The 20,800-nt window shown below is 67.7% G+C and carries 18 protein-coding genes; all 18 read left to right on the forward strand.

Going from position 1 to position 20,800, the window contains the following annotated elements; all coding sequences use genetic code 11:
• Positions 1-51 precede the first annotated feature (51 nt).
• The 18 genes from flhF to V3B25_RS14375 all read left to right on the forward strand — a co-directional run bounded on the left by flhF (position 52) and on the right by V3B25_RS14375 (position 20,283).
• Positions 52-1,674: a flagellar biosynthesis protein FlhF gene (gene flhF / locus V3B25_RS14290; RefSeq protein ID WP_049461532.1), complete on the forward strand. Its 1,623-nt coding sequence runs from the start codon at positions 52-54 to the stop codon at positions 1,672-1,674.
• Entirely contained in the window at positions 1,661-2,548 is an 888-nt protein-coding gene (locus V3B25_RS14295) for a P-loop NTPase (protein ID WP_049401182.1), read from the forward strand. The genes flhF and V3B25_RS14295 overlap by 14 nt, the downstream gene beginning before the upstream one ends.
• The gene (locus V3B25_RS14300; RefSeq protein WP_049421876.1) at positions 2,545-3,288 is read left to right on the forward strand and encodes an RNA polymerase sigma factor FliA; all 744 of its coding nucleotides are present in this window, start codon (positions 2,545-2,547) and stop codon (positions 3,286-3,288) included. Before V3B25_RS14295 ends, V3B25_RS14300 begins: the two co-directional genes overlap by 4 nt.
• Before the next feature lie 57 nt (positions 3,289-3,345).
• The gene (gene cheY / locus V3B25_RS14305; protein WP_006365466.1) at positions 3,346-3,738 is read left to right on the forward strand and encodes a chemotaxis response regulator CheY; all 393 of its coding nucleotides are present in this window, start codon (positions 3,346-3,348) and stop codon (positions 3,736-3,738) included.
• Entirely contained in the window at positions 3,738-4,343 is a 606-nt protein-coding gene (locus tag V3B25_RS14310; RefSeq protein ID WP_032129220.1) for a protein phosphatase CheZ, read from the forward strand. Before cheY ends, V3B25_RS14310 begins: the two co-directional genes overlap by 1 nt.
• A 2-nt stretch (positions 4,344-4,345) precedes the next feature.
• Positions 4,346-6,178, forward strand: coding sequence for a chemotaxis protein CheA (locus V3B25_RS14315; RefSeq protein ID WP_201119050.1), 1,833 nt, complete (start codon positions 4,346-4,348; stop codon positions 6,176-6,178).
• Positions 6,179-6,279: 101 nt separating this feature from the next.
• Positions 6,280-7,020: a flagellar motor protein gene (locus V3B25_RS14320; RefSeq protein WP_010482457.1), complete on the forward strand. Its 741-nt coding sequence runs from the start codon at positions 6,280-6,282 to the stop codon at positions 7,018-7,020.
• 1 nt (position 7,021) lies between these two features.
• The gene (motD, locus tag V3B25_RS14325; protein WP_329810874.1) at positions 7,022-8,038 is read left to right on the forward strand and encodes a flagellar motor protein MotD; all 1,017 of its coding nucleotides are present in this window, start codon (positions 7,022-7,024) and stop codon (positions 8,036-8,038) included.
• 4 nt (positions 8,039-8,042) lie between these two features.
• Positions 8,043-8,825, forward strand: coding sequence for a ParA family protein (locus V3B25_RS14330; protein ID WP_005413243.1), 783 nt, complete (start codon positions 8,043-8,045; stop codon positions 8,823-8,825).
• On the forward strand, positions 8,822-10,024 hold the full coding sequence (locus tag V3B25_RS14335; RefSeq protein WP_329810875.1) for a chemotaxis protein CheW: 1,203 nt from the start codon (positions 8,822-8,824) through the stop codon (positions 10,022-10,024). The genes V3B25_RS14330 and V3B25_RS14335 overlap by 4 nt, the downstream gene beginning before the upstream one ends.
• 285 nt (positions 10,025-10,309) lie before the next feature.
• Positions 10,310-10,618 (forward strand): STAS domain-containing protein, encoded by a 309-nt coding sequence (locus V3B25_RS14340; RefSeq protein ID WP_014037092.1) that lies wholly within the window; start codon positions 10,310-10,312, stop codon positions 10,616-10,618.
• Entirely contained in the window at positions 10,615-10,980 is a 366-nt protein-coding gene (locus V3B25_RS14345) for a response regulator (protein ID WP_005409521.1), read from the forward strand. The genes V3B25_RS14340 and V3B25_RS14345 overlap by 4 nt, the downstream gene beginning before the upstream one ends.
• Positions 10,981-11,025: 45 nt before the next feature.
• Entirely contained in the window at positions 11,026-13,014 is a 1,989-nt protein-coding gene (locus tag V3B25_RS14350; RefSeq protein ID WP_329810876.1) for a chemotaxis protein CheA, read from the forward strand.
• A gap of 352 nt (positions 13,015-13,366) precedes the next feature.
• Positions 13,367-15,616, forward strand: a complete 2,250-nt coding sequence (locus tag V3B25_RS14355; protein ID WP_329810877.1) for a methyl-accepting chemotaxis protein — start codon at positions 13,367-13,369, stop codon at positions 15,614-15,616.
• Positions 15,617-15,774: 158 nt separating this feature from the next.
• On the forward strand, positions 15,775-16,548 hold the full coding sequence (locus V3B25_RS14360; protein ID WP_032129226.1) for a flagellar brake protein: 774 nt from the start codon (positions 15,775-15,777) through the stop codon (positions 16,546-16,548).
• A gap of 243 nt (positions 16,549-16,791) precedes the next feature.
• Complete coding sequence (locus tag V3B25_RS14365) at positions 16,792-17,283, forward strand: chemotaxis protein CheW (RefSeq protein ID WP_049401162.1); 492 nt, start codon at positions 16,792-16,794, stop codon at positions 17,281-17,283.
• 136 nt (positions 17,284-17,419) lie between these two features.
• On the forward strand, positions 17,420-17,803 hold the full coding sequence (locus V3B25_RS14370; RefSeq protein ID WP_010482470.1) for a hypothetical protein: 384 nt from the start codon (positions 17,420-17,422) through the stop codon (positions 17,801-17,803).
• 101 nt (positions 17,804-17,904) lie between these two features.
• Positions 17,905-20,283: a methyl-accepting chemotaxis protein gene (locus tag V3B25_RS14375; protein WP_049424617.1), complete on the forward strand. Its 2,379-nt coding sequence runs from the start codon at positions 17,905-17,907 to the stop codon at positions 20,281-20,283.
• The last annotated feature ends 517 nt before the right edge of the window (positions 20,284-20,800 follow it).

Genomic DNA, 20,800 nt, shown 5'->3' on the forward strand with positions numbered 1-20,800 from the left:
CACCCGAGTTCTCCGACCGCCACCCCGCCGTCTTCGTCCCGTGACCACAGCATGAAAATCAAACGATTCGTCGCCGCCGACATGCGCTCGGCCATGAACCTGGTGCGCAAGGAACATGGTCCTGACGCCGTGATCCTGTCCAACCGCCGGATCGAGGAAGGCATCGAGATCGTCGCCGCCGCCAACTACGACGAGAGCGCCGTGCAGCGTGCACTAGAAGCCTCGCGTCGTGACATCGCTCCGCCGCCGGCGCCGAAGCCGCGCACCGCCGCCGACGCGGTGATCGCCGCGGTCACCCGCCGCCGCAGCAATACCCCGGCACCGGAACCGGTCGCCGCAACCACCTCGGCCGTGGCTGCCCTCGCCCGCGCTGCGGTCGGCGCCACCGGCCGCACCCTGGACAGCGCCGACGAGATCGTGCCGACCCGCGGCAGCACCGGCTTCGCCGCCACCCTGGCACGCGCCGCCGTCAACGAACCGGCGCTGCCGGATCAGATCTTCGCTCCGTTCGCCGAAGCCATCGTCGCACCGGCGCCCAGCACCGCCGCACCAGCCAACCGCGCCCGCTTCCAGATCGACCCGCCGCACGAGACGCATCACGAAAGCGCGGCGTCGGCCGTGCAGCCGCCGCCGCTGCCGACTGCTGCCGTGACCGAAGCGCAACCCGGGATCGTCGCCAGCGAACCGGCACCGGTCGAAGCCAGCGACGAAACCGGCGCTGCCCCCGTGCTGGCCCCAGCCCCGGCACTGACCCTGGTGGCCCAGGACGACGCCGAGATCCGCCAGCTGCGCCAGGAAGTGGCCGGCATGCGCCATGTGATCGAGCGCGAGATGAACCGCTTCACCGACGAGCGCCTGCGCGGCTGCCCGGTGCGCGCCACCGCGCTGGACCTGATGGACGAGTATGGCTTCGATGCCGGCCTGGCCCGCGACGTGGCCATGCAGATCCCGCTGGAGACCGAAGCCCACCGTGGCCGTGGCCTGATGCTGGGGCTGATCTCGCGCAAGCTGCCGATCGCCCCGGTCGACCCGCTGGAAGAAGGCGGCGTGATCGCCCTGGTCGGCCCGACCGGCGCTGGCAAGACCACCACCATCGCCAAGCTGGCCTCGCGCTTCGCCGAGAAGCACGCGCCGCGTGACGTGGCCCTGGTCACCACCGACACCACCCGCATCGGTGCCCGCGAGCAGCTGTACGGCTACGGCCGCCAGCTCGGCATCGCGGTGCATGAGGCCAACAGCGGCACCGACCTGGACCAGCTGCTGGAACGCTTGAAGGACTACAAGCTGGTGCTGATCGACACCGCCGGCCTGGGCCCGCGCGACCGCGCACTGGCCGCCCAGCTGCAGTGGCTGCGTGCCGCGCGCCAGGTCCGCACCCTGCTGGTGCTGCCGGCCAACACCAGCTTCGGCGACATGGACGAGGTGGTCCGCCGCTTCGGCGCCGCCAACCTGCAGGGTCTGGTACTGAGCAAGCTGGACGAGACCGGCCGCTTCGGCAACGCCCTGTCGGTGGCCGTGGATCATGCCCTGCCGATCACCTGGGTGACCGATGGCCAGGACGTCCCGGAGGACCTGCACCGGGCCAGTGCAGCCAATCTTGTACTTCGCCTTGAAGATTTGCGCCGCGCGGCCGATATGCCCTGCAACCCGGAGTTGAACCATGCCGTCGCGTGAGTACGCCAAGCTGACCAAGACCTTCCCGCTGTCGGCCACCCGCAGCGAGCCGCTCGGCCCTGTGCGCACCATTGCGGTCACTGGCGGCAAGGGCGGCGTGGGCAAGACGAATGTGTCGGCCAACCTGGCCGTGGCGCTGGCTGGCATGGGCAAGCGCACGCTGCTGCTGGACGCCGACCTCGGCCTGGCCAACATCGACGTGATCCTGGGCCTGAACCCCACCTTTACGCTGGCCGACCTGGTCGCCGGCCGCTGCACGCTGGATGACGTCATCGTCGAAGGCCCGAACGGCGTGCTGGTGGTCCCGGCCGCATCCGGCCGCCGCCACATGGCCGAGCTGGCCCCGGCCGAGCACGTTGGCCTGGTCAACGTGTTCTCCGAACTGGAGCGCGAGCTGGACATCATGGTGGTGGACACTGCCGCGGGCATCACCGATGGCGTGCTGACCTTCTGCCAGGCCGCACAGGACACCGTGGTGGTGGTCTGTGACGAGCCGGCCTCGATCACCGACGCCTACGCACTGATCAAGGTGCTGTCGCGCGAGCGTGGCGTGGACCGCATCCAGGTGGTGGCCAACATGGTGCGCGACCCCAACGAGGGCCGCGTGCTGTACGAGAAGCTGACCCGCGTCTGCGAGAAGTTCCTTGCCGATGTCTCGCTGAACTACCTGGGCTGCGTGCCGCAGGACGATTGGCTGCGCCTGTCGGTGCAGCGCCAGCAGCCGGTGGTGAAGGCCTATCCGTCCAGCCCGGCGGCGCTGGCGATCACCGAGATCGCGCGCCGTACCGCGCGCTGGCAGGCGCCGACCGAACCGCGTGGCGGCGTCGAGTTCTTCCTCGAACGCATCCTCAAGCAGCGTGGGGTGACGGCATGAAAGGCGCAGCCCAGTACAAGGAAGTGCAGCGCTCGGCGGCGAACGAAGTCATCGCCCAGCATTCGGACCTGGTGCGGCGCATCGCCCACCACCTGGCCGCGCGCCTGCCGGCCAGCGTCGAGGTCGATGACCTGATCCAGGCCGGCATGATGGGACTGATCGAAGCCTCGCGCAGCTATGACGCCGACCAGGGTGCTTCTTTCGAGACCTACGCCTCGATCCGCATCCGTGGTTCGATGATCGACGAGATCCGCCGTGGTGACTGGGTCCCGCGCTCGGTGCACCGCCGTGCACGTGATGCCGCCGCCACCATCCGCCGCCTGGAACAGAGCAGTGGCCGTGCCGCCAGCGCCACTGAAGTGGCCGCCGCGATGGAGATGCCGCTGCCTGAGTACCTGCGGCTGATGGAAGACGCTGCACGTGGCCAGGTGCTGAGCCTGGAATCGCGCATCGAGGACCAGGGCGAGCTGGACACCGTCGCCCAGGGCGGGCCGACCCCGCAACAGGTACTGGAGCGCGGTGAGTTCGGTCGCGAGCTGGGCAAGGCCATCGGCCACCTGCCCGAGCGCGAACAACTGGTGCTCTCGCTGTACTACGAGCAGGAACTGAACCTGAAGGAGATCGGCGCGGTGCTCGGCGTGAGCGAGTCGCGGGTCTGCCAGATCCACGGCCAGGCGGTACTGCGCCTGCGTGGCCGGCTGAAGCTGTTCGAGGCTGCCGACGCAGGCCTCGAAGAATGAACATCCCCGAGGCGGCTGCCCCCGGCCATCCGGAATGAACAACAAAGGAATTCTGCTTTGAACAAGAACATGCGCATCCTGATCGTCGACGACTTCTCGACCATGCGTCGAATCGTCAAGAACCTGCTGGGCGATCTGGGCTTCACCAATACCGCCGAAGCCGAGGACGGGCATGCCGCGCTGTCGCTGCTGCAGAGCCAGCCGTTCGATTTCGTGGTCACCGACTGGAACATGCCGGTGATGACCGGCATCGAGCTGCTCAAGGCCATCCGTGCCGATGCCAAGCTGAAGACCCTGCCGGTGCTGATGGTCACGGCAGAAGCCAAGCGCGAGCAGATCATCGAAGCCGCCCAGAGCGGCGTGAACGGCTACATCATCAAGCCGTTCACCGCGCAGACGCTGGAAGAGAAGCTCGGCAAGATCTTCGAACGCCTGGCGGCCAGCGCCTGATGGATACCACGGTCGACAAGAACGCCCTCGCCCTGCGCCTGCAGGAAGCCCTGGACGCACTCGAGTCCGGTGACGAGACCGCCTGGCGGCAGCGCATCGATGGACTGGTCGCGCTGCGCACGCAGCCGATGATGAGCGGCCTTTCGCGGCTGGCCCGCGAGCTGGGACAGGCGCTGGGTGAACTGCCGACCGTGCCGAGCGAAGCCGGCGAACTGGACGACGCCTGCGCGCGACTGGACCACGTGGTGGCGATGACCGAACAGGCCACGCACCGCACCCTGGACCTGGCCGAGGAATGCCGCAGCCTGACCGAACAGCTGCGCGCCGAAGGCCTGCAGCCGGGCCAGGACGCGCAGCTCGAGCGCATCCGCCACAACCTGACCGAGATCGCCCTGACCCAGAGCTACCAGGACCTGACCGGGCAGATCATCCGTCGCGTGGTCGGCATCGTCCGCCGCGTGCACGAAGGCTTCGGCGCGCTCGGCCTGCCGCCGGAACAGCATCGCACCGACCCGGAACTGGCCGGGCCGGCACTGAAGGGACTGGACCGCCACGCGGTCTCGCAGAACGACGCCGACGACCTGTTGTCGGATCTGGGGCTGTAAGCATGAGCGCGGTATCCGACGACATCACTGCCGATTTCATCATCGAGGCGCAGGAGATCCTGGATCGCCTCGGCGAACAGCTGGTGTCGCTGGAGCAGGCACCGCAGGACAGCGACCAGCTCAACGCGGTGTTCCGCGGCTACCACACGCTCAAGGGCGGCGCCGGCTTCCTCGGCGTCACCGCCATGGTCGAGCTGTGCCATGCCGCTGAAGAGGCGCTGGGCGCCGCACGTGCCGGCCAGGCCGTGCTGCAGGCCCACCACTTCGACGCGGCCCAGCAATCGCTGGACTACCTGCAGTCGATGCTGGACGCGGTTTCCTCCGGCACCGAGCCGGGCTATGCGCCGCCGGACCTGATCGCACAGTTCGACGTGCACGGCGGTGCCGTGGTTGCACCCGCCGCCGCCGCAGCACCCACCGCGGGTGGCAGCGACCTGATCACCGACGACGAATTCGAGGCTCTGCTCGACCAGCTGCATGGTGGCAACGCGCCGACCGCGGTCGCGCCAGCGAAGAAGGCCGACGACGGACTGATCAGCGAAGACGAGTTCGAAGCCCTGCTCGACCAGCTGCACGGTGGCGCGGCACCGGGCACCAAGCCTGCGGCCGTGGTGGCACCGGCACCGATCGCAGCGCCGCGCCCGGTCGCCGCACCGGCACCGGCGGCGAAGCCGGCCGCCAAGCCGCTGGCCGAGGCCGAACATACCGTGCGCGTGGACACCAAGCGCCTGGACGCGATCGTCAACCTGATCGGCGAACTGGTGCTGTCACGCAATCGGCTCAAGACCCTGCGTGCACGCCTGCGCGATGAAGAGCTGGACCGCGCCGTGTCCACTCTGGATATCGCCACCGCCCGCCTGCAGTCGGCAGTGATGCGCACCCGCATGCAGCCGGTGGGCAAGGTGTTCTCGCGCTTCCCCAAGGTTGCCCGCGACGTCGCCCGCTCGCTGAAGAAGGAAGTGGACCTGGAACTGATCGGCGCCGAGACCGAGCTCGACCGCAACCTGGTGGAAGCGCTGGCCGACCCGCTGGTGCACCTGGTCCGCAACGCCATCGACCATGGCGTGGAAATGCCCGACCTGCGCGAGGCACAGGGCAAGCCACGGATGGGCCATGTGCGCCTGTCCGCACAGCAGGAAGGCGACTACGTCAGCATCGAGGTGCAGGACGATGGCGCCGGCATCGACCCGGAAAAGCTGCGTGCCAAGGCGCGCGAGAAGGGCCTGATCGATCCGGAAGCCGCCGCCCGCCTGAGCAGCGAGGAGTGCCTGCACCTGGTGTTCCTGCCCGGCTTCTCGACCAAGCAGCAGGTCACCGACATCTCCGGTCGTGGCGTCGGCATGGACGTGGTGCAGTCACGCATCCGCGAACTGAGCGGCCAGATCCAGATCCAGTCGGAACTGGGCCGTGGCAGCCGCTTCCTGATCCGCGTGCCGCTGACCCTGGCGATCCTGCCGACCCTGCTGGTGCAGGCCGGCGAGGACGTCTATGCGCTGCCGCTGGCCCGCGTGATGGAAGTGCTGCACGCGCCGCGCACCTCGCTGGGCTGGTTCGATGGCCGTGCCGTGCTCGACCGCCGCTCGCACACGCTGCCGCTGGTCGATCTGCGCCAGTGGCTGGATGTGACGCCGGCCGCCTCGCCGCTGCTGACCATCGTGGTGCTGCAGGCTGGCGAAGCGCGCTTCGGGCTGGTCGTGGACCAGGTACGCGGGCGTGAGGAAGTGGTCATCAAGCCGCTGCCGAAAGCGCTGCGCGGCCTGCGCGGTTATGCCGGTGCAACCTTGATCGGCGATGGTCGCATGGCGCTGATCCTGGACGTGGACGGGCTGCGATGAACCCCGCCGGGCCATGCCCGGCGCCCCGGAAACTGTGACTACCGTCTGTACGCGATCTACCGGTGTCTCAAGTCCCATTCATACACGCCGATACCGGAACCATGGATAGACTCAGCCTCATTGGACTCTTTCTCGCCCTGGCCTCGCTGGTCGGCGGCAGCATCCTCAAGGGCGCCGGCCTGGCGTCGTTGTGGTCGCCTGCGGCGTTCGTGATCGTCATCGTCGGCACCGTCGCCGCGATCCTGCTGCACACCTCGCCGGCTGTGTTCAAGCATGCCTTCAAGATCGTGCGCTGGGTCGTGCGCCCGCCGCACAGCGATCGCCGCGAACTGATCCAGCAGATCGTCGAGTGGAGCAACATCGCCCGCCGCCAGGGCCTGCTGGGCCTGGAATCGCAGGTGGAGGCGCAGCAGGACCCGTTCCTGCGCAAGGGCCTGCAGCTGCTGGTGGACGGCGTCGAGCCCGAATCGATGCGGCACATGCTGGAAATCGAACTGGGCAGCCAGGAACACCAGGACCAGGCCGGTGCCAAGGTCTTCGAAGCGATGGGCATCTATGCACCGACGCTGGGCATCATCGGTGCCGTGCTTGGCCTGATCGCGGTGATGAAGAACCTGGCCGACCCGAGCAAGCTCGGCCACGGCATCGCCGCAGCGTTCACCGCCACCATCTACGGCATCGCCTCGGCCAACCTGCTGTTCCTGCCGGTGGCCGCCAAGCTCAAGAGTGTGATCTCGCACAACACCCGCGACCGCGAAATGGTCATCGAAGGCCTGATCTCGATCGCCCAGGGCGAGAACCCGCGCAACATCGAAACCAACCTCTCCGGCTTCCTGCACTGACATGGCCCGCCGCAAGCACCACGAAGAGCACGCCAACCACGAAGCATGGGCGATCCCCTATGCCGACCTGATGACGCTGCTGCTCGCCTTCTTCGTGGTCATGTACGCAATTTCCTCGGTCAACGAGGGCAAGTACCGGATCATGGCCGACGCACTCACCGATGCCTTCGGTGGCGCGCCGCGCACGATCAATCCGGTGCAGGTCGGCAACAAGCAGGTGCAGGGCGGCGGCTGGGACAGTCCCTCGGTGATCAAGTCCGGCACCAAGATCGGTCCGTCCGCACCGGCACCCTCGCACGACCCGACCCTGCTGCCGTCGATGGCCTCGCAGATGCGCATGCCGGTTTCGGTACACAACCAGGAACAGATCGCGCGCGCCGAGCGCCAGCTCAACAGCATCGCCGACCGCCTCACCGCCGCGCTGGCGCCGCTGATCGACCGCGGCATGATCAGCGTGCGCCGCACCGAGCTGTGGATCGAAGTCGAGATCAACAGCGACATCCTGTTCCCCACCGGCTCGGCCGCGCTGGACGTGCACGCGCGGCGAACCCTGGCCAGCCTGGCCGAGGTACTGCGCGACGTACCCAACAGCGTGCGCGTGGAAGGCCACACCGACAACGTGCCGATCGCCACTGCCACCTTCCCGTCCAACTGGGAGCTGTCGGCCGGACGCGCCGCCAGCGTGGTGCACCTGTTCGCCGACCAGGGCGTGCAGCCATCGCGCCTGGCGATGGTCGGCTATGGCCAGTTCCGCCCGCGCGAAGAAAACGACAGCGCGCAGGGCCGAAACCGCAACCGCCGGGTGATGGTCATCATCCTGGCCGACACCTCGCACTCGGTGGACCCGCTCGGCCAGCGCCTGAACGCAGCCACCGGTGCCACCCGGAACACCGATACCGAACAAGCCGCGGCAACTCCGGCTACCGCCCCCACCTCCCCCATCGCACCGGTGAAGTTGCCGCCGGTGCCGGCTGGCAGCCGCGTCGGCGCCGCCGTTCCCCCGGCAATGAAGGAGTAATCCGATGCGCATCTGGGCAGTCGCCAACCAGAAGGGCGGAGTCGGCAAGACCACCACCACCCTCGCCCTCGGCCGCGGACTGGCCGCACTTGGCCATCGCGTGCTGCTGATTGACCTCGATCCGCATGCCTCGCTCAGCCGCGCGTTCGGCGTACCGGTGGACCCGCCGCCGGCTGGCGTGCTGGAGCTGTTCGGCGCCCCGCCCGCCGATCTTTCCAGCCTGTGCCATGCCAGCAGCATCCATGGCCTGGACTATGTCTGCGCACAGTCCGCGCTGGCCACGCTGGAACGCCGCAGCGCAAACCAGCCTGGCCTTGGCCTGGCGCTGCAGAATGCGCTTGCGCGCCACCAGGGCCAGCACGACTACATCCTGCTGGACTGCGCCCCCACCCTCGGCCTGTTGATGATCAATGCGCTGGCCGCAGCCGATCGCCTGATCATCCCCACCCAGGCCGAGCCGCTGGCGCTGCATGGCCTGGATGGCATGGTCCGCACCGGCGAGATGGTCGAACGCTCGCGCCGCCGCCCGCTGCCGATCTCGATCCTGCCGACCCTGTTCGACCGCCGCACCCGCGCCGGCAACGAGTCGCTGCGCACGATGCAGGATCGTCACGGCACCCGTGTGTGGGAAGACGCGATTCCGATCGACACCCGCATCAGCAACGCCGCCGGCCTGACCCTGCCGAGCGTTGGTGAGGATTACCCGGGCCGCGGCCTGGCCGCCTATCGCCGCGCGCTGAACTGGATCCTCGGCGAGGATGCCCGCGCCCTGGAGCAGGCCGCATGAACAGCACCGGTGTACTGGACGACTACCTGGACGAACTGCTGGGCGAAGCGATCGCCGTGGCACCACCGGCTGCACCGCCGCCGGCGAGCGACGGAGCGTGCCCAGCAATTGCAGCCGACGCCGAACGCGAGCCGACCTGGGATGACCTGCCGGCCGAGGTGATCTACGAAACCGAGACCGTCGCCGCTGCGCCTGCCGTCGACAGCGCCGCACTCGAAGCCGCCTTCGACGCGGCCGCAACGGCTGAGCGCGAACCCACCTGGGACGATCTGCCCGCCGAAGTGATCTACGAAACGGAGACTGTTGCTGCTGCCGCGGCAGAGGACGACGCGGCACTGGAGGCCGCCTTCGAGGCCGCCGCAATGCCTGTCGCCGCCCCCGAGCGCGAACCGACCTGGGATGACCTGCCTGACGAGGTGATCCACGAGACGGCCCCTGCTCCCGCCACCGCCAAGTCCGGCCCGGAACCTACATGGGACGACCTGCCGGACGAAGTGATCTACGAGACCGATCCGGCCGACAGCCATCGACTCGCCCACACCGACAGTCCCGGCCTGGAGGCCGCGTTCGAGGCCGCTGCCGGCGGCGAGGACGTTCCTGCGCCACCAGCGGCCGTGGTCACAGCACCCGCTCCAGTTGCACGCACCGATGCCGCGCCGCCCCCGCGCGTGGCCGTGGACGCGCCAGCAGGCAACCGCCCGAGCAGCTGGCAGGAGCTGCAGGCACAAGCACATCGGCCCGCCAGCAGCCCGCATCCACAGAACCGACGCGCCGGCGAGCGCACCTCGCGCTGGCTGCGCCTGCGCTGCGGCACCCAGGCCTATGCACTGGAACTGCTGAAGGTGCAGGAAGTGGTGCTGCCGGTGCCGCTGCTGCCGTTGCGCGGCACTGCGCCGGCCATGCTGGGCATCATGAACCTGCGTGGCCAGGTGGTACCGGTGATGGACCTCGGCCTGCACCTGGGCGCCGCGGCCGCCGAAGACGACTCACAGACCCGCATCGTGGTGCTGGAGGAAGACGGCGAGACCATCGGCCTGCGCGTGTCGGCAGTGGAAGATGTCGCCAACCTCACCGACTCGCAGATCGAGCCGCCCGATACCGCGCGCATCTGCCAGATCTCCAACGACCTGTTCCGTGGCGTCGCCCGGGTCAGCCAGCGCCCGATGATCCTGCTGGATGCCACCCGGCTGTTGAGTTGAACGAAAAAAGGGGACGGAGGGGATTAAGTCGCAATCGACCAGGCTCTCCCGCAGCCACCCTCGGCAACGGCGACCACGCAGTGGGGACGTAAGGTATTGATCCAACGGATCAACGCCTTGCGTCCCCGACAGGCACCGCATCGGCGCAAAGCGCCGAGCCAGTTGCGACTTAATCCCCTCCGTCCCCTTTTCAACAGCGACCGCATCGACGCACCGCGTCGATTCCCCTAAAGAACCCCGCCGGGGTGCCGTTATGGATCACGGAACCGTTTGTCCGGAGCAACGATGAGCACTGTCGAACTGGGTGGGGATCTCGGCATCGAGAGCACCACCGAGCTCAAGAACCGCCTCGCCCCGCTGGTGGCGCAGGCAGGCGAGCTGACCCTGGATGCCAGCCAGGTCGCCCGCATCCACACGGCCGCCGTGCAAGTGCTGTGTGCGTTCGTGCAGGCCCGCCGCGAGGCAGGCCTCGGCACCGGCTTCCACGGTTGCACCGCAACCTTCCGTGACGCCGCGCGCCTGCTGGGCGTCACCCAGGCCCTGGGCCTGGACGTAACCCATGACAACCTGAAATCTGTGGAGAACGCTGCATGAGCGCACGTATCTTGGTGGTGGACGATTCGGCGTCAATGCGCCAGATGGTGTCCTTCGCCCTCACCTCGGCCGGTTTTGCCGTCGAAGAAGCTGAAGACGGCGCGGTCGCGCTCGGTCGCGCCAAGGGCCAGCGCTTCAATGCGGTGGTCACCGACGTCAACATGCCGAACATGGACGGCATCGCGCTGATCCGCGAACTGCGCCAGCTGCCGGACTACAAGTTCACGCCGCTGCTGATGCTGACCACCGAATCGGCCGCCGACAAGAAGTCCGAAGGCAAGGCCGCCGGCGCCACCGGCTGGCTGGTCAAGCCGTTCAATCCGGAACAGCTGGTCGCCACCGTGCAGAAAGTGCTGGGCTGATCGCCCGTCACCGCTCCCCTTCTTCGCTTCCGGACCACCACTGCCATGAGCATGGACCTGCAACGCTTCCACGCCACCTTCTTCGAGGAGAGCCGCGAAGGCCTCGACGCGATGGAGGCTGGCCTGCTGGCCCTGGAATCGGGGCAGCAGGACGCGGAGATCATCAATTCGGTGTTCCGCGCCGCCCACTCGATCAAGGGCGGCGCCGGCACCTTCGGCTTCGACGCGATCGCCGGCCTGACCCATGTGCTGGAAACGCTGCTCGATGAGCTGCGTGCCGGCAAGCGGGCGCTGGAAGGCCACGCCGTCGACGCCATGCTGTCCTCGGTGGACGTGCTGCGCGCCCTGCTGCGCGAAGCCGAACACGGCCAGGCCGCCGATCCCGCCGCAGTTGCTGCGGTGAAGGCGCGCCTGGAGGCGGTTCTTTCCGGGGAGGCCGCAGCGAGCGCCCCCGCGGCCGCCGCAGCCAAGGTGGACGATACGCCGGAAGCCTGGCAGATCGGCTTCACCCCGGCGCCATCGCTGTTCATGAGCGGCAACGACCCGCTGCGCATCATCCGCGAACTTGAGCACCTGGGTTCGCTGCAGGTCGCCGCGCGCATGGAACGCCTGCCCGGCTTCGCCCAGCTCGACCCGCTGGAGGCCCACCTGGCGTGGGACCTGGGCCTGGTCGGCAAGGTGCCGCGCAGCAAGATCGAAGACACCTTCGCCTGGGTGCTGGACGACTGCGAACTGGACATCCGTCCGGCTGCGCCGCCGAGCCTTGCCACCGAGGCACCTGCCACACCCGCCCCTTCCACACCGGCTGCCGTTGTACCGGCGGCACCCGCCGCCGCTGCCAGCAGCGCTGGCGGCCAGGAAGCCGAAACCTCGATCCGGGTCAGCGTCGACAAGGTCGATGCGCTGATCAACCTGGTCGGCGAACTGGTCATCACCCAGGCCATGCTCAAGCAGGTCTCGCACGCGCTGGACCCGGTTCACGCCGAGAGCCTGTTCGCCGGCCTGGACCAGCTTGAACGCAACACCCGCGACCTGCAGGAAGCGGTGATCGGCGTGCGCATGCTGCCGGTCGATGCGGTGTTCCGCCGCTTCCCGCGCCTGGTCCGCGACCTGTCCAGCCGCCTCGGCAAGCAGGTACGCCTGCGCACCGTCGGCGAAGGCACCGAACTGGACAAGGGCCTGATCGAAAAGATCGCCGATCCGCTGGTGCACCTGGTGCGCAACTCGATCGACCACGGTCTGGAAATGCCCGACGTACGTCGCGGTGCGGGCAAGGACGAGACCGGCACGATCACCCTGGCAGCCTCGCATCAGGGCGGCCATATCGTCATCGAAGTCAGCGATGACGGCCGCGGCCTGGACCGTACCAAGATCCTGGCCAAGGCCACCGAACGCGGTCTGGCGGTGCCGGACAACCCGACCGATTCGCAGGTCTGGGACCTGATTTTCCAGCCGGGTTTCTCCACCGCCGATGCAGTCACCGACCTGTCCGGCCGTGGCGTCGGCATGGACGTGGTCCGCCGCAACATCCAGGCGCTGGGGGGCGAGGTCCAGATCGAAAGCAGCCTCGGCGCTGGCACCCGCACGCTGATCCGCCTGCCGCTGACCCTGGCCATTCTCGACGGCATGACCGTGGCGGTGGCCGGTGAAACCCTGATCCTGCCGCTGGCTTATGTGCTTGAGGCCCTGCAGCCGCAGGCCGAGGACATCCGCAGCATGGCCGGCGAAGGCCGCGTGCTGCGCGTGCGTGGCGAGTATCTGCCGATCCTGTCGCTGAGCGAGTACTACGGCTACGGCAACCGCGCACCGGGCAGCGAATCGCTGGTGGTGGTGGTTGAAGGTGATGGCCAGAAAATTGCGCTGGAAGTGGACGAGCTGGTCGGCCAGCAGCAGGTGGTGGTGAAGAACATCGAGAACAACTACCGCCGCATCGGCGGGGTATCCGGTGCCACCATCCTTGGCGATGGCCGCGTGGCCCTGATCGTCGACATCGGCGGTCTGGTGCGCTCGCTGCGGATGCCGCAGGCCGCCTGATCTACGTTGCATGCGTGCACTGAGCCGCCGCCCTTCGGGGCGGCGGTTTTCGTTTGCGCGCACGGCCACGATCTGACCGCGCTCGCTTCGCCAGGCATACCGTGAACTCCGTCTGCATGAAGGTTTCGGGCGCAACCTTGCCGTTCAAGCGAAATCCCTGTCATGGCGCCACTTTCGCGCCGCCGTCCCTACGCAACCGAATGTGATCTGCGTCCATAAAGTCCATCCGAACTGCGCCGCTATTTCGCTTTGACGGCCGTCACCGAACCCCCACCGGGCACCACCGTTCGCTCTGCAACCACCCCCAGCCGACGCAACGACGCCGGCGCCCTGCCCACCTGGAGCACCCTGCATGAAGTGGTTCCACGATCTGCCCATCGCCCGCAAGCTGGCCGTGGGGTTCACCCTCACCACCCTGATGACCGTCGTACTGGGCGCTTTCGCTCTGGTCCGCCTGTCCGAGGCCAACGCGCAGTTGAGCGCGATGGCCTCCAACGATATTCCGTCCGTGCAGTACCTCGGCGAAGTGCGCTCGCAGCTAGGTGAGTTCCGAACCTATGAGCTGGCCCAGCTGAGCATGCTGGACCAGCCCGAGAAGGTGGCCGACTACAACAAGCGCATGGACGACACCGCCGCCGTCGTGCGCGAACAGCTGGCCGCGTACGCCAAGCTGCCGGCCGGCGCCAAGGAGCGCGAGCTCTACCGCGCCGTGCAGGCCGACGTCGATGGCTACTTCGCAGCCAATGCCAAGCTGCGCGAAGCGGCCACCGCCGGCGATGGCGTCGTCGCACGGCAGATCTCCGACGACCAGTCGCGCCCGCTGCGCCGCAAAGCCTTTGAAGACCTCAAGGCACTGGGCGCGTACAGCAGCTCGCTGATGCAGGACAAGATCAACAACGCCAACGCCACCCACCGCAACAGCATGCTGGCGATCATTGCCGCCGTAGTATTGCTGGTTGTGGTCGCCGCAACCCTGGCAACGGTCATCTCGCGCGCCGTCACCGGCCCGCTCGGCAAGGCCGTGCATGCCATCCAGGCCGTTGCCCGTGGCGATCTCAGCGTCAGCACCCAGGCCACCAGCAAGGACGAAGCCGGCAAGATGCTGGCCGCCACCACCGAAATGACCGCGATGCTGCGCCGCTTCTCCGAGCAGACCCAGTTGATGGCGCAGATGCACGCCGGTCCGGACATCAGCCATCGCATTCCGGAAGACTTCCCGGGCGTCTACGGGCAGCTGGCCAGCGGCATCAACACGGTCATCTTCGAACATCTCGACGCGATCCGCGATGCCATCGACGTGCTCAACCAGTACGCCACCGGCAACCTCACCCCGGACGCACGCCGCCTGCCCGGCAGCCGCGCGATCCTGCACGAGTCGATGGATGCGGCCAAGGCCAGCCTGCTGGCCATCAACACGCAGATCCAGCAGCTGGCCTCGGCGGCTGCCGCCGGCGACTTCAGCCAGCGCGGTGATGCGCAGCGTTTCGATCACGATTTCCGCGTGATGATCGAGCAGCTCAACAGCATGATGCAGGTCGCCGACGGCAACCTCGGCCAGCTCTCGCAGCTGCTGCAGTCGATCGCCGCCGGCGACCTGACCGCGCGCATGGACGGCCAGTTCAACGGCGTGTTCGCACGCATGCGTGACGACGCCAACACCACCGTCGCGCAGCTGACGCAGATCGTCGGCCAGATCCAGGCCAGCGCGTCCAGCATCACCCTCGCCGCTGGCGAGATCGCGTCGGGCAACAGCGATCTGTCGCGCCGCACCGAGCAGCAGGCCGCCAATCTGGAAGAAACCGCCGCGTCGATGGAGGAACTGACCTCCACCGTGCGCCAGAACGCCGAGCACGCCCGCCAGGCCAATCAGCTCGCCATCGGCGCACATGGCGTCGCCTCGCAGGGCGGTGAAGTGGTCGGCCAGGTGGTCACGACCATGTCGGCCATCGAAGCCTCGTCGAAGAAGATCGCCGAGATCATCTCGGTCATCGACGGAATCGCCTTCCAGACCAACATCCTGGCGTTGAATGCTGCAGTGGAAGCTGCCCGCGCAGGTGAACAGGGCCGTGGCTTCGCCGTGGTCGCCAGCGAAGTGCGCACCCTCGCCCAGCGCTCGGCCGCTGCCGCCAAGGAGATCAAGGGCCTGATTGATGATTCGGTCGGCAAGGTCGCCGAAGGCTCCAGCCTGGTGCACCAGGCCGGCAGCACCATGGGCGAGATCGTTGCCTCGGTGCAGCGCGTAACCGACATCATGGCCGAGATCTCCGCAGCGTCGCAGGAACAGAGTGCCGGCATCGAGCAGGTCAACCAGACCGTGGTGCAGATGGACGAGACCACCCAGCAGAATGCTGCGCTGGTGGAAGAAGCCACCGCTGCCGCACGTGCAATGGAAGACCAGGCCGTGCAGCTGGGTGAAGCCGTGGCCCGCTTCCGGCTGGCATCACAGGGCACGACGGCCATCCCGGCACGCCCGCTGGCGGCACCGGTACCGCGCCAGGTCGCAGCCGCCGCACCGGCCGCAAAGCCGGTCCCGGCGCGTACGCTGCGCACCGCGACGGCCCAGCCGGCGCTGGCCGCAGACGGCGACTGGCAGGAGTTCTGATGTACCCGGGGTCGGATCCCTTTCCTTCGGGAAAGGGATCTGACCCCTCACGCATGGAAAGTGATGCAATTCTCACTTCATAATCGGGCACAGTGGCCGATATCCCCATCGAGCCTCGCGCCAACGCGTGCTGGCGCCCGCCCCTGACCGTAGATTCCATGTCCGACGGCAACGACACTGCAGTGCATGATGTCCACGCGGCTGATGCCGCTGACGAACGTTTCCTGGTCCGTAATCCGCGCCAGCTGCGGCAGCTGTTGCGATCGCTGATCGACCAGCGATCACTGATCAATGCGCATATCGACGGCCGCGACCGCTCGTTCCCAACCGCGCTGCTTGAGCTCGACGAGGACGACGACACCCTGCTGCTCGATGGCAGCCCGCAGGAGGCGTCCAACCGCGCCGCCGAACAGGCCGACCATCTGCTGTGCTTTGCCCAGCTCGAACGTGTGCTGGTGCGGTTCCGCCTGCAGGCACTGCAGCGTGTGGACAACGACGGCCACGTCGCCTTCCGTGCCCCTCTGCCGGACGAACTGGTCCATCTGCAGCGACGTGAGATGTACCGGCTGGAGACGCCAGTCACCGATTCACCCCAGCTGCTGATCCCCGCCGGCGAGAGCCGTGCCGAAGCGCTGTCGATGCGGGTGGTGGACATCAGCGGCGGCGGCCTGGCGGTGGCCGTACCTACCGACTGCGCGGTGTTCAGCCTGCAGAAGCGCTACCCGGCGATGCTGTCGCTGCCCGACGGCCCCGACCTGGAGATCGAGCTGGTCGTCTGCAACCTGCTGCCGCAGCGCCAACCCAATGGCATCGAGATCAAGCGCGTGGGCATGCGCTTCGACATCCTGCCGCGTGGCGCCGACAGTGCCATCCAGCGCTACATCTTCCGCATCGACCGCCAGCGCAAGGCGCGCCGCAACGGCGAGCTGTAAGGCCTCCCGACCGGTAGTGCCGGCCGCTGGCCGGCAATGACCGTATCCACATTGTTGCCAGGTTGCCGGCCAGCGCCCGGCACTAGCGCTTCCCGTGTAGATCCACGCCATGCGTGGATGCCCCCATCTTCCCCGGTAGATCCACGCCATGCGTGGATGCCTTCCCCCGGCACCTAAAGTCCCCCGACGAGGGGCCGATATCGAGCCTGACACCGGGACTTCCGGCAGAACCAGGACCCCTCGATGAACGACAAGACCAGCTCCGCCGCCAGCGCCGGTGGCGAATTCCTCAGCTTCACCCTCGGTGCCGAGCACTACGGCGTGGACATCCTCAAGGTCCAGGAAATCCGCGGCTATGACGCGGTCACCCGGGTCCCGGATGCACCGGACTACATCAAGGGCGTGATCAACCTGCGCGGCACCATCGTCCCGGTGATCGACCTGCGCCTGAAGCTGCGCCTGGACGATGCCCGCTACGACGCCTTCACCGTGATGATCGTGCTGAACGTCGACGACCGCGTGGTCGGCATCGTCGTCGACAGCGTCTCGGATGTGATCCCGCTGTCGGCCGAGCAGATCCGCCCGACCCCGGAATTCGGCGCCGCCGTCGATACCCGCTTCATCTCCGGCATCGGCACGCAGGACGACCGCATGCTGATCCTGCTCGACATCGAGACCCTGCTGGACAGCGCCGACATGGGCCAGGCCAGCGTCGTTGAAGACGCCGCTGCCTGATCGAACGGACCTGCTTCACGTTCTGGTCACAAAACCCTTCAGTTCCCTCCGGCAGTGCCGATAGGGGGACAGAAGCCGGTCGCGCAGGAGCGCGCAGGACCGGAACGACCATCACCATCCCCGGAGATACACCTCGATGAAGTCCCTGCTTGCGTTCGTTTCGGCCGCTGTCCTGGCCACCACTGCTTCCGCCGCGTTCGCCCAGTCGGCCGACATGATCCCGCCGGAACTGGCACCGCGCTCGGTCGGCAAGGACGGCATGGTCTGCGGCAAGGTCGAGAAGGCCCGCTACGCAGAAGGTTCCGAAGGCCAGCCGACCTTCCTGTACATGGGCGGCGCCTTCCCGCGCCACACCTTCTCGGCCCGCATCGCTGGCGAGAACCGCGGCAAGTTCTCCTTCCCGCTGGAAACCCTGGAAGGCAAGACCGTCTGCGTGATCGGCAAGATCCAGCGCGACGCCTCGCGCGCGGAAATCGAAGTCAGCTCGCCGGCCGGCCTGAAGCTGGCCAACATCAAGTAATCCGCTGTCCGTCGAACCACGCCGGACCTGGTGCCGGCGTGGTTTCTGCTGCAACCGGGCCCGATGCCCGGGCGCGTCTGCCTTAGGAGCTCGCAACGCCCATGCCGTGGATCAACAACCTGAAACTGATGCCGAAGCTGCTGCTGACCTTCGGTGTCCTCCTGCTGGTGATGCTGCTGCAGGGTATCGTCGCCTATCGCGGCCTGCACTCGCTGAACAACGTCACCACCGAGCTGGCGGGTTCTCGCATGGAGAGCATCCGCATGGCCGGCGAGATGCGCGGCATGCTGGGTGAATACCGCAACGCCGCCTACCAGCAGCTGATCCGCGCCAGTGACGACGTCAAGGCTGATGCACGCAAGCAGACCGTCGAGCTGCGTACCAGCATGGACAAGTCGATCAAGGACTATCCGAAGCTGGTCGACAACGCACAGCAGAAGAAGCTGTTCGACACCTTCGCCAAGGAGTGGAAGGACGCCCTGGCCTCCTATGACAGCGTCACCGAGATGCTGGAACTGGACCTGCCGGACGACGCCATCGATACCTTCGTCGGCGAGACCCGCACCAAGCACCGCAAGGCCGCTTCGGCGCTGGAAGCGCTGATCGCCGAAGACAACCGCCTCGCCCGCGCCTCGCGCGAAGAGGCCGAATCCACCTACTCCGCCTCGGCCGTGCTGACCGTGATCGCCCTGCTGGGCGGCGCCGCACTCGGCCTGGTGCTGGTCTGGCTGTTTGCCCGTGCCCTGGTCGGCAGCGTGCGCGGCGCCGTCTCGGTTGCCAACGATGTGGCCGGCGGCAAGCTCGATGGCCACATCGACGTCAGCCGCCAGGACGAAGTGGGCGAACTGATGCAGGCGATGCAGCGCATGCAGCGCGACCTGCGCGAGCGCACCGAAACCGACCAGGCCATCGCCCGCGAGAACCTGCGCATCCGCACCGCGCTGGACTACAGCTCCACCGGCGTGTACCTGACCGACACCAGCAATACCATCGTCTACACCAATCGCGCCCTGCAGCAGACCCTGAGCCAGTACCAGGACGACGTGCGCCGCGACCTGCCGGACTTCGACGCGCAGGCCTCGCTGATCGGCAAGCCGGTCACCGTGCTGGAGCATCGCGGCGAGATGGACCAGACCCTGCTGGGCAACCTGAAGGCACACGGCGTCGCCCGTCGCCCGATGCAGTACGGCGATGCCCAGTTCGCCCAGGTGGTTTCCACCATCCGCAATGAAGGCGGCGACACCGTCGGCTACGTGGTGGAATGGCGCGACCGCACCCAGGAAGCGCAGGTGGAAGCCGAAGTGGCCCGCGTGATCGCCCAGGCTGCTGCCGGCGACCTGTCCGGCCGCATCGATTCCAGCGACAAGGAAGGCTTCTTCCTGCAGCTGGCCCAGCAGATCAACGGCCTGCTCGACGCCAACGCCGGCAGCATCGAACAGATCTCCGGCCTGCTCGCCGCACTGTCGCAGGGTGACCTGACCGTGCGCATGCACGGCGACTACCAGGGTGTGTTCGCCCGTATGCGAGACGACGCCAACGCGACCGCCGCGCAGCTGAGCGAGATCGTCACCCGCATCAAGCAGTCCAGCCGCGCGATCAGCTCGGCCGCCGGCGAGATCGCCTCGGGCAACAGTGACCTGTCGCGCCGTACCGAGCAGCAGGCCGCCAACCTGGAAGAAACCGCCGCCTCGATGGAGGAGCTGACCTCGACCGTTCGCCAGAACGCCGAGCATGCCCGCCAGGCCAACCAGCTCGCCATCGGCGCGCACGGCGTGGCCTCGCAGGGCGGTGAAGTGGTCGGCCAGGTGGTCACCACCATGTCGGCCATCGAAGCCTCGTCGAAGAAGATCGCCGAGATCATCTCGGTCATCGACGGCATCGCCTTCCAGACCAACATCCTGGCGTTGAACGCCGCAGTGGAAGCCGCACGTGCCGGTGAACAGGGCCGTGGCTTTGCCGTGGTCGCCAGCGAAGTGCGTACCCTCGCCCAGCGCTCGGCCGCCGCGGCCAAGGAGATCAAGGGCCTGATCGATGATTCGGTCGGCAAGGTCAACGACGGCTCGGCACTGGTGCACAAGGCCGGCGCCACCATGGGCGAGATCGTCGCCTCGGTGCAGCGCGTGACTGACATCATGGCCGAGATCTCTGCGGCTTCGCAGGAACAGAGTGCTGGCATCGAGCAGGTCAACCAGACCGTGGTGCAGATGGACGAAACCACCCAGCAGAACGCCGCGCTGGTGGAAGAAGCCACCGCCGCCGCACGCGCAATGGAAGAACAGGCCGGTCACCTCAGCGAGGCCGTGTCGATCTTCGTGGTGGATGAAGCCGAGACCGTGGTTGCTCCGCGCATCGCCGCTGCCCCGGTCCCGCGTGCTGCCGCACCGGCCGCACCGGCCCCGGTCGCCTCGCCGGCCCGCCGCACCGCCGGTGGTCGCCCCATGGCCACCGAACTGGCCGACGGAGACTGGCAGGAGTTCTGATGCCTGCCTGACCTGATGTACGAGAACGCCCTGGCCCTGCGCTGGGGCGTTTTTGTTTACGGGGTATCTGGATATCCAGCCAACGCCGAAGCCCCTCGGGGTGGTCGCGGTAGGCGCGTGGCTACTGAGGGTTGGCCGGGAGGGTGGGCTGCGCAGGGGCCGCTGCAAGTACGTCCATGTAAGCTCGGTCGCCGCATCCATGCGGCTCACGCCCCTGCGCAGCCCACCCTCCCGGCCACGGACAGTTTCCGTGCGCGTCCACCCCGGATTGAAGAAAGAAGAGCAAGAGCAACAGCACCGCTTCCGGGTTCAGATTCGCTTTCCGCAGGAAAACGCATCTGCCCCCTCTTCCCACTTGGAAACCCAACGCTCTTGCCGTCCGTCACAGGAATGCCGAGAGGGCTGGGGGGGGGGGGGGGGGGGGGGGGGGGGGGGGGGGGGGGGGGGGGGGGGGGGGGGGGGGGGGGGGCGGGGGGGGGGGGGGGGGGGGGGGAGGGGGGGGGGGGGGCGGGGGGGC

This window comes from Stenotrophomonas sp. SMYL8, from assembly GCF_036320065.1.
In the GTDB taxonomy this organism is placed as follows: domain Bacteria; phylum Pseudomonadota; class Gammaproteobacteria; order Xanthomonadales; family Xanthomonadaceae; genus Stenotrophomonas; species Stenotrophomonas maltophilia_A.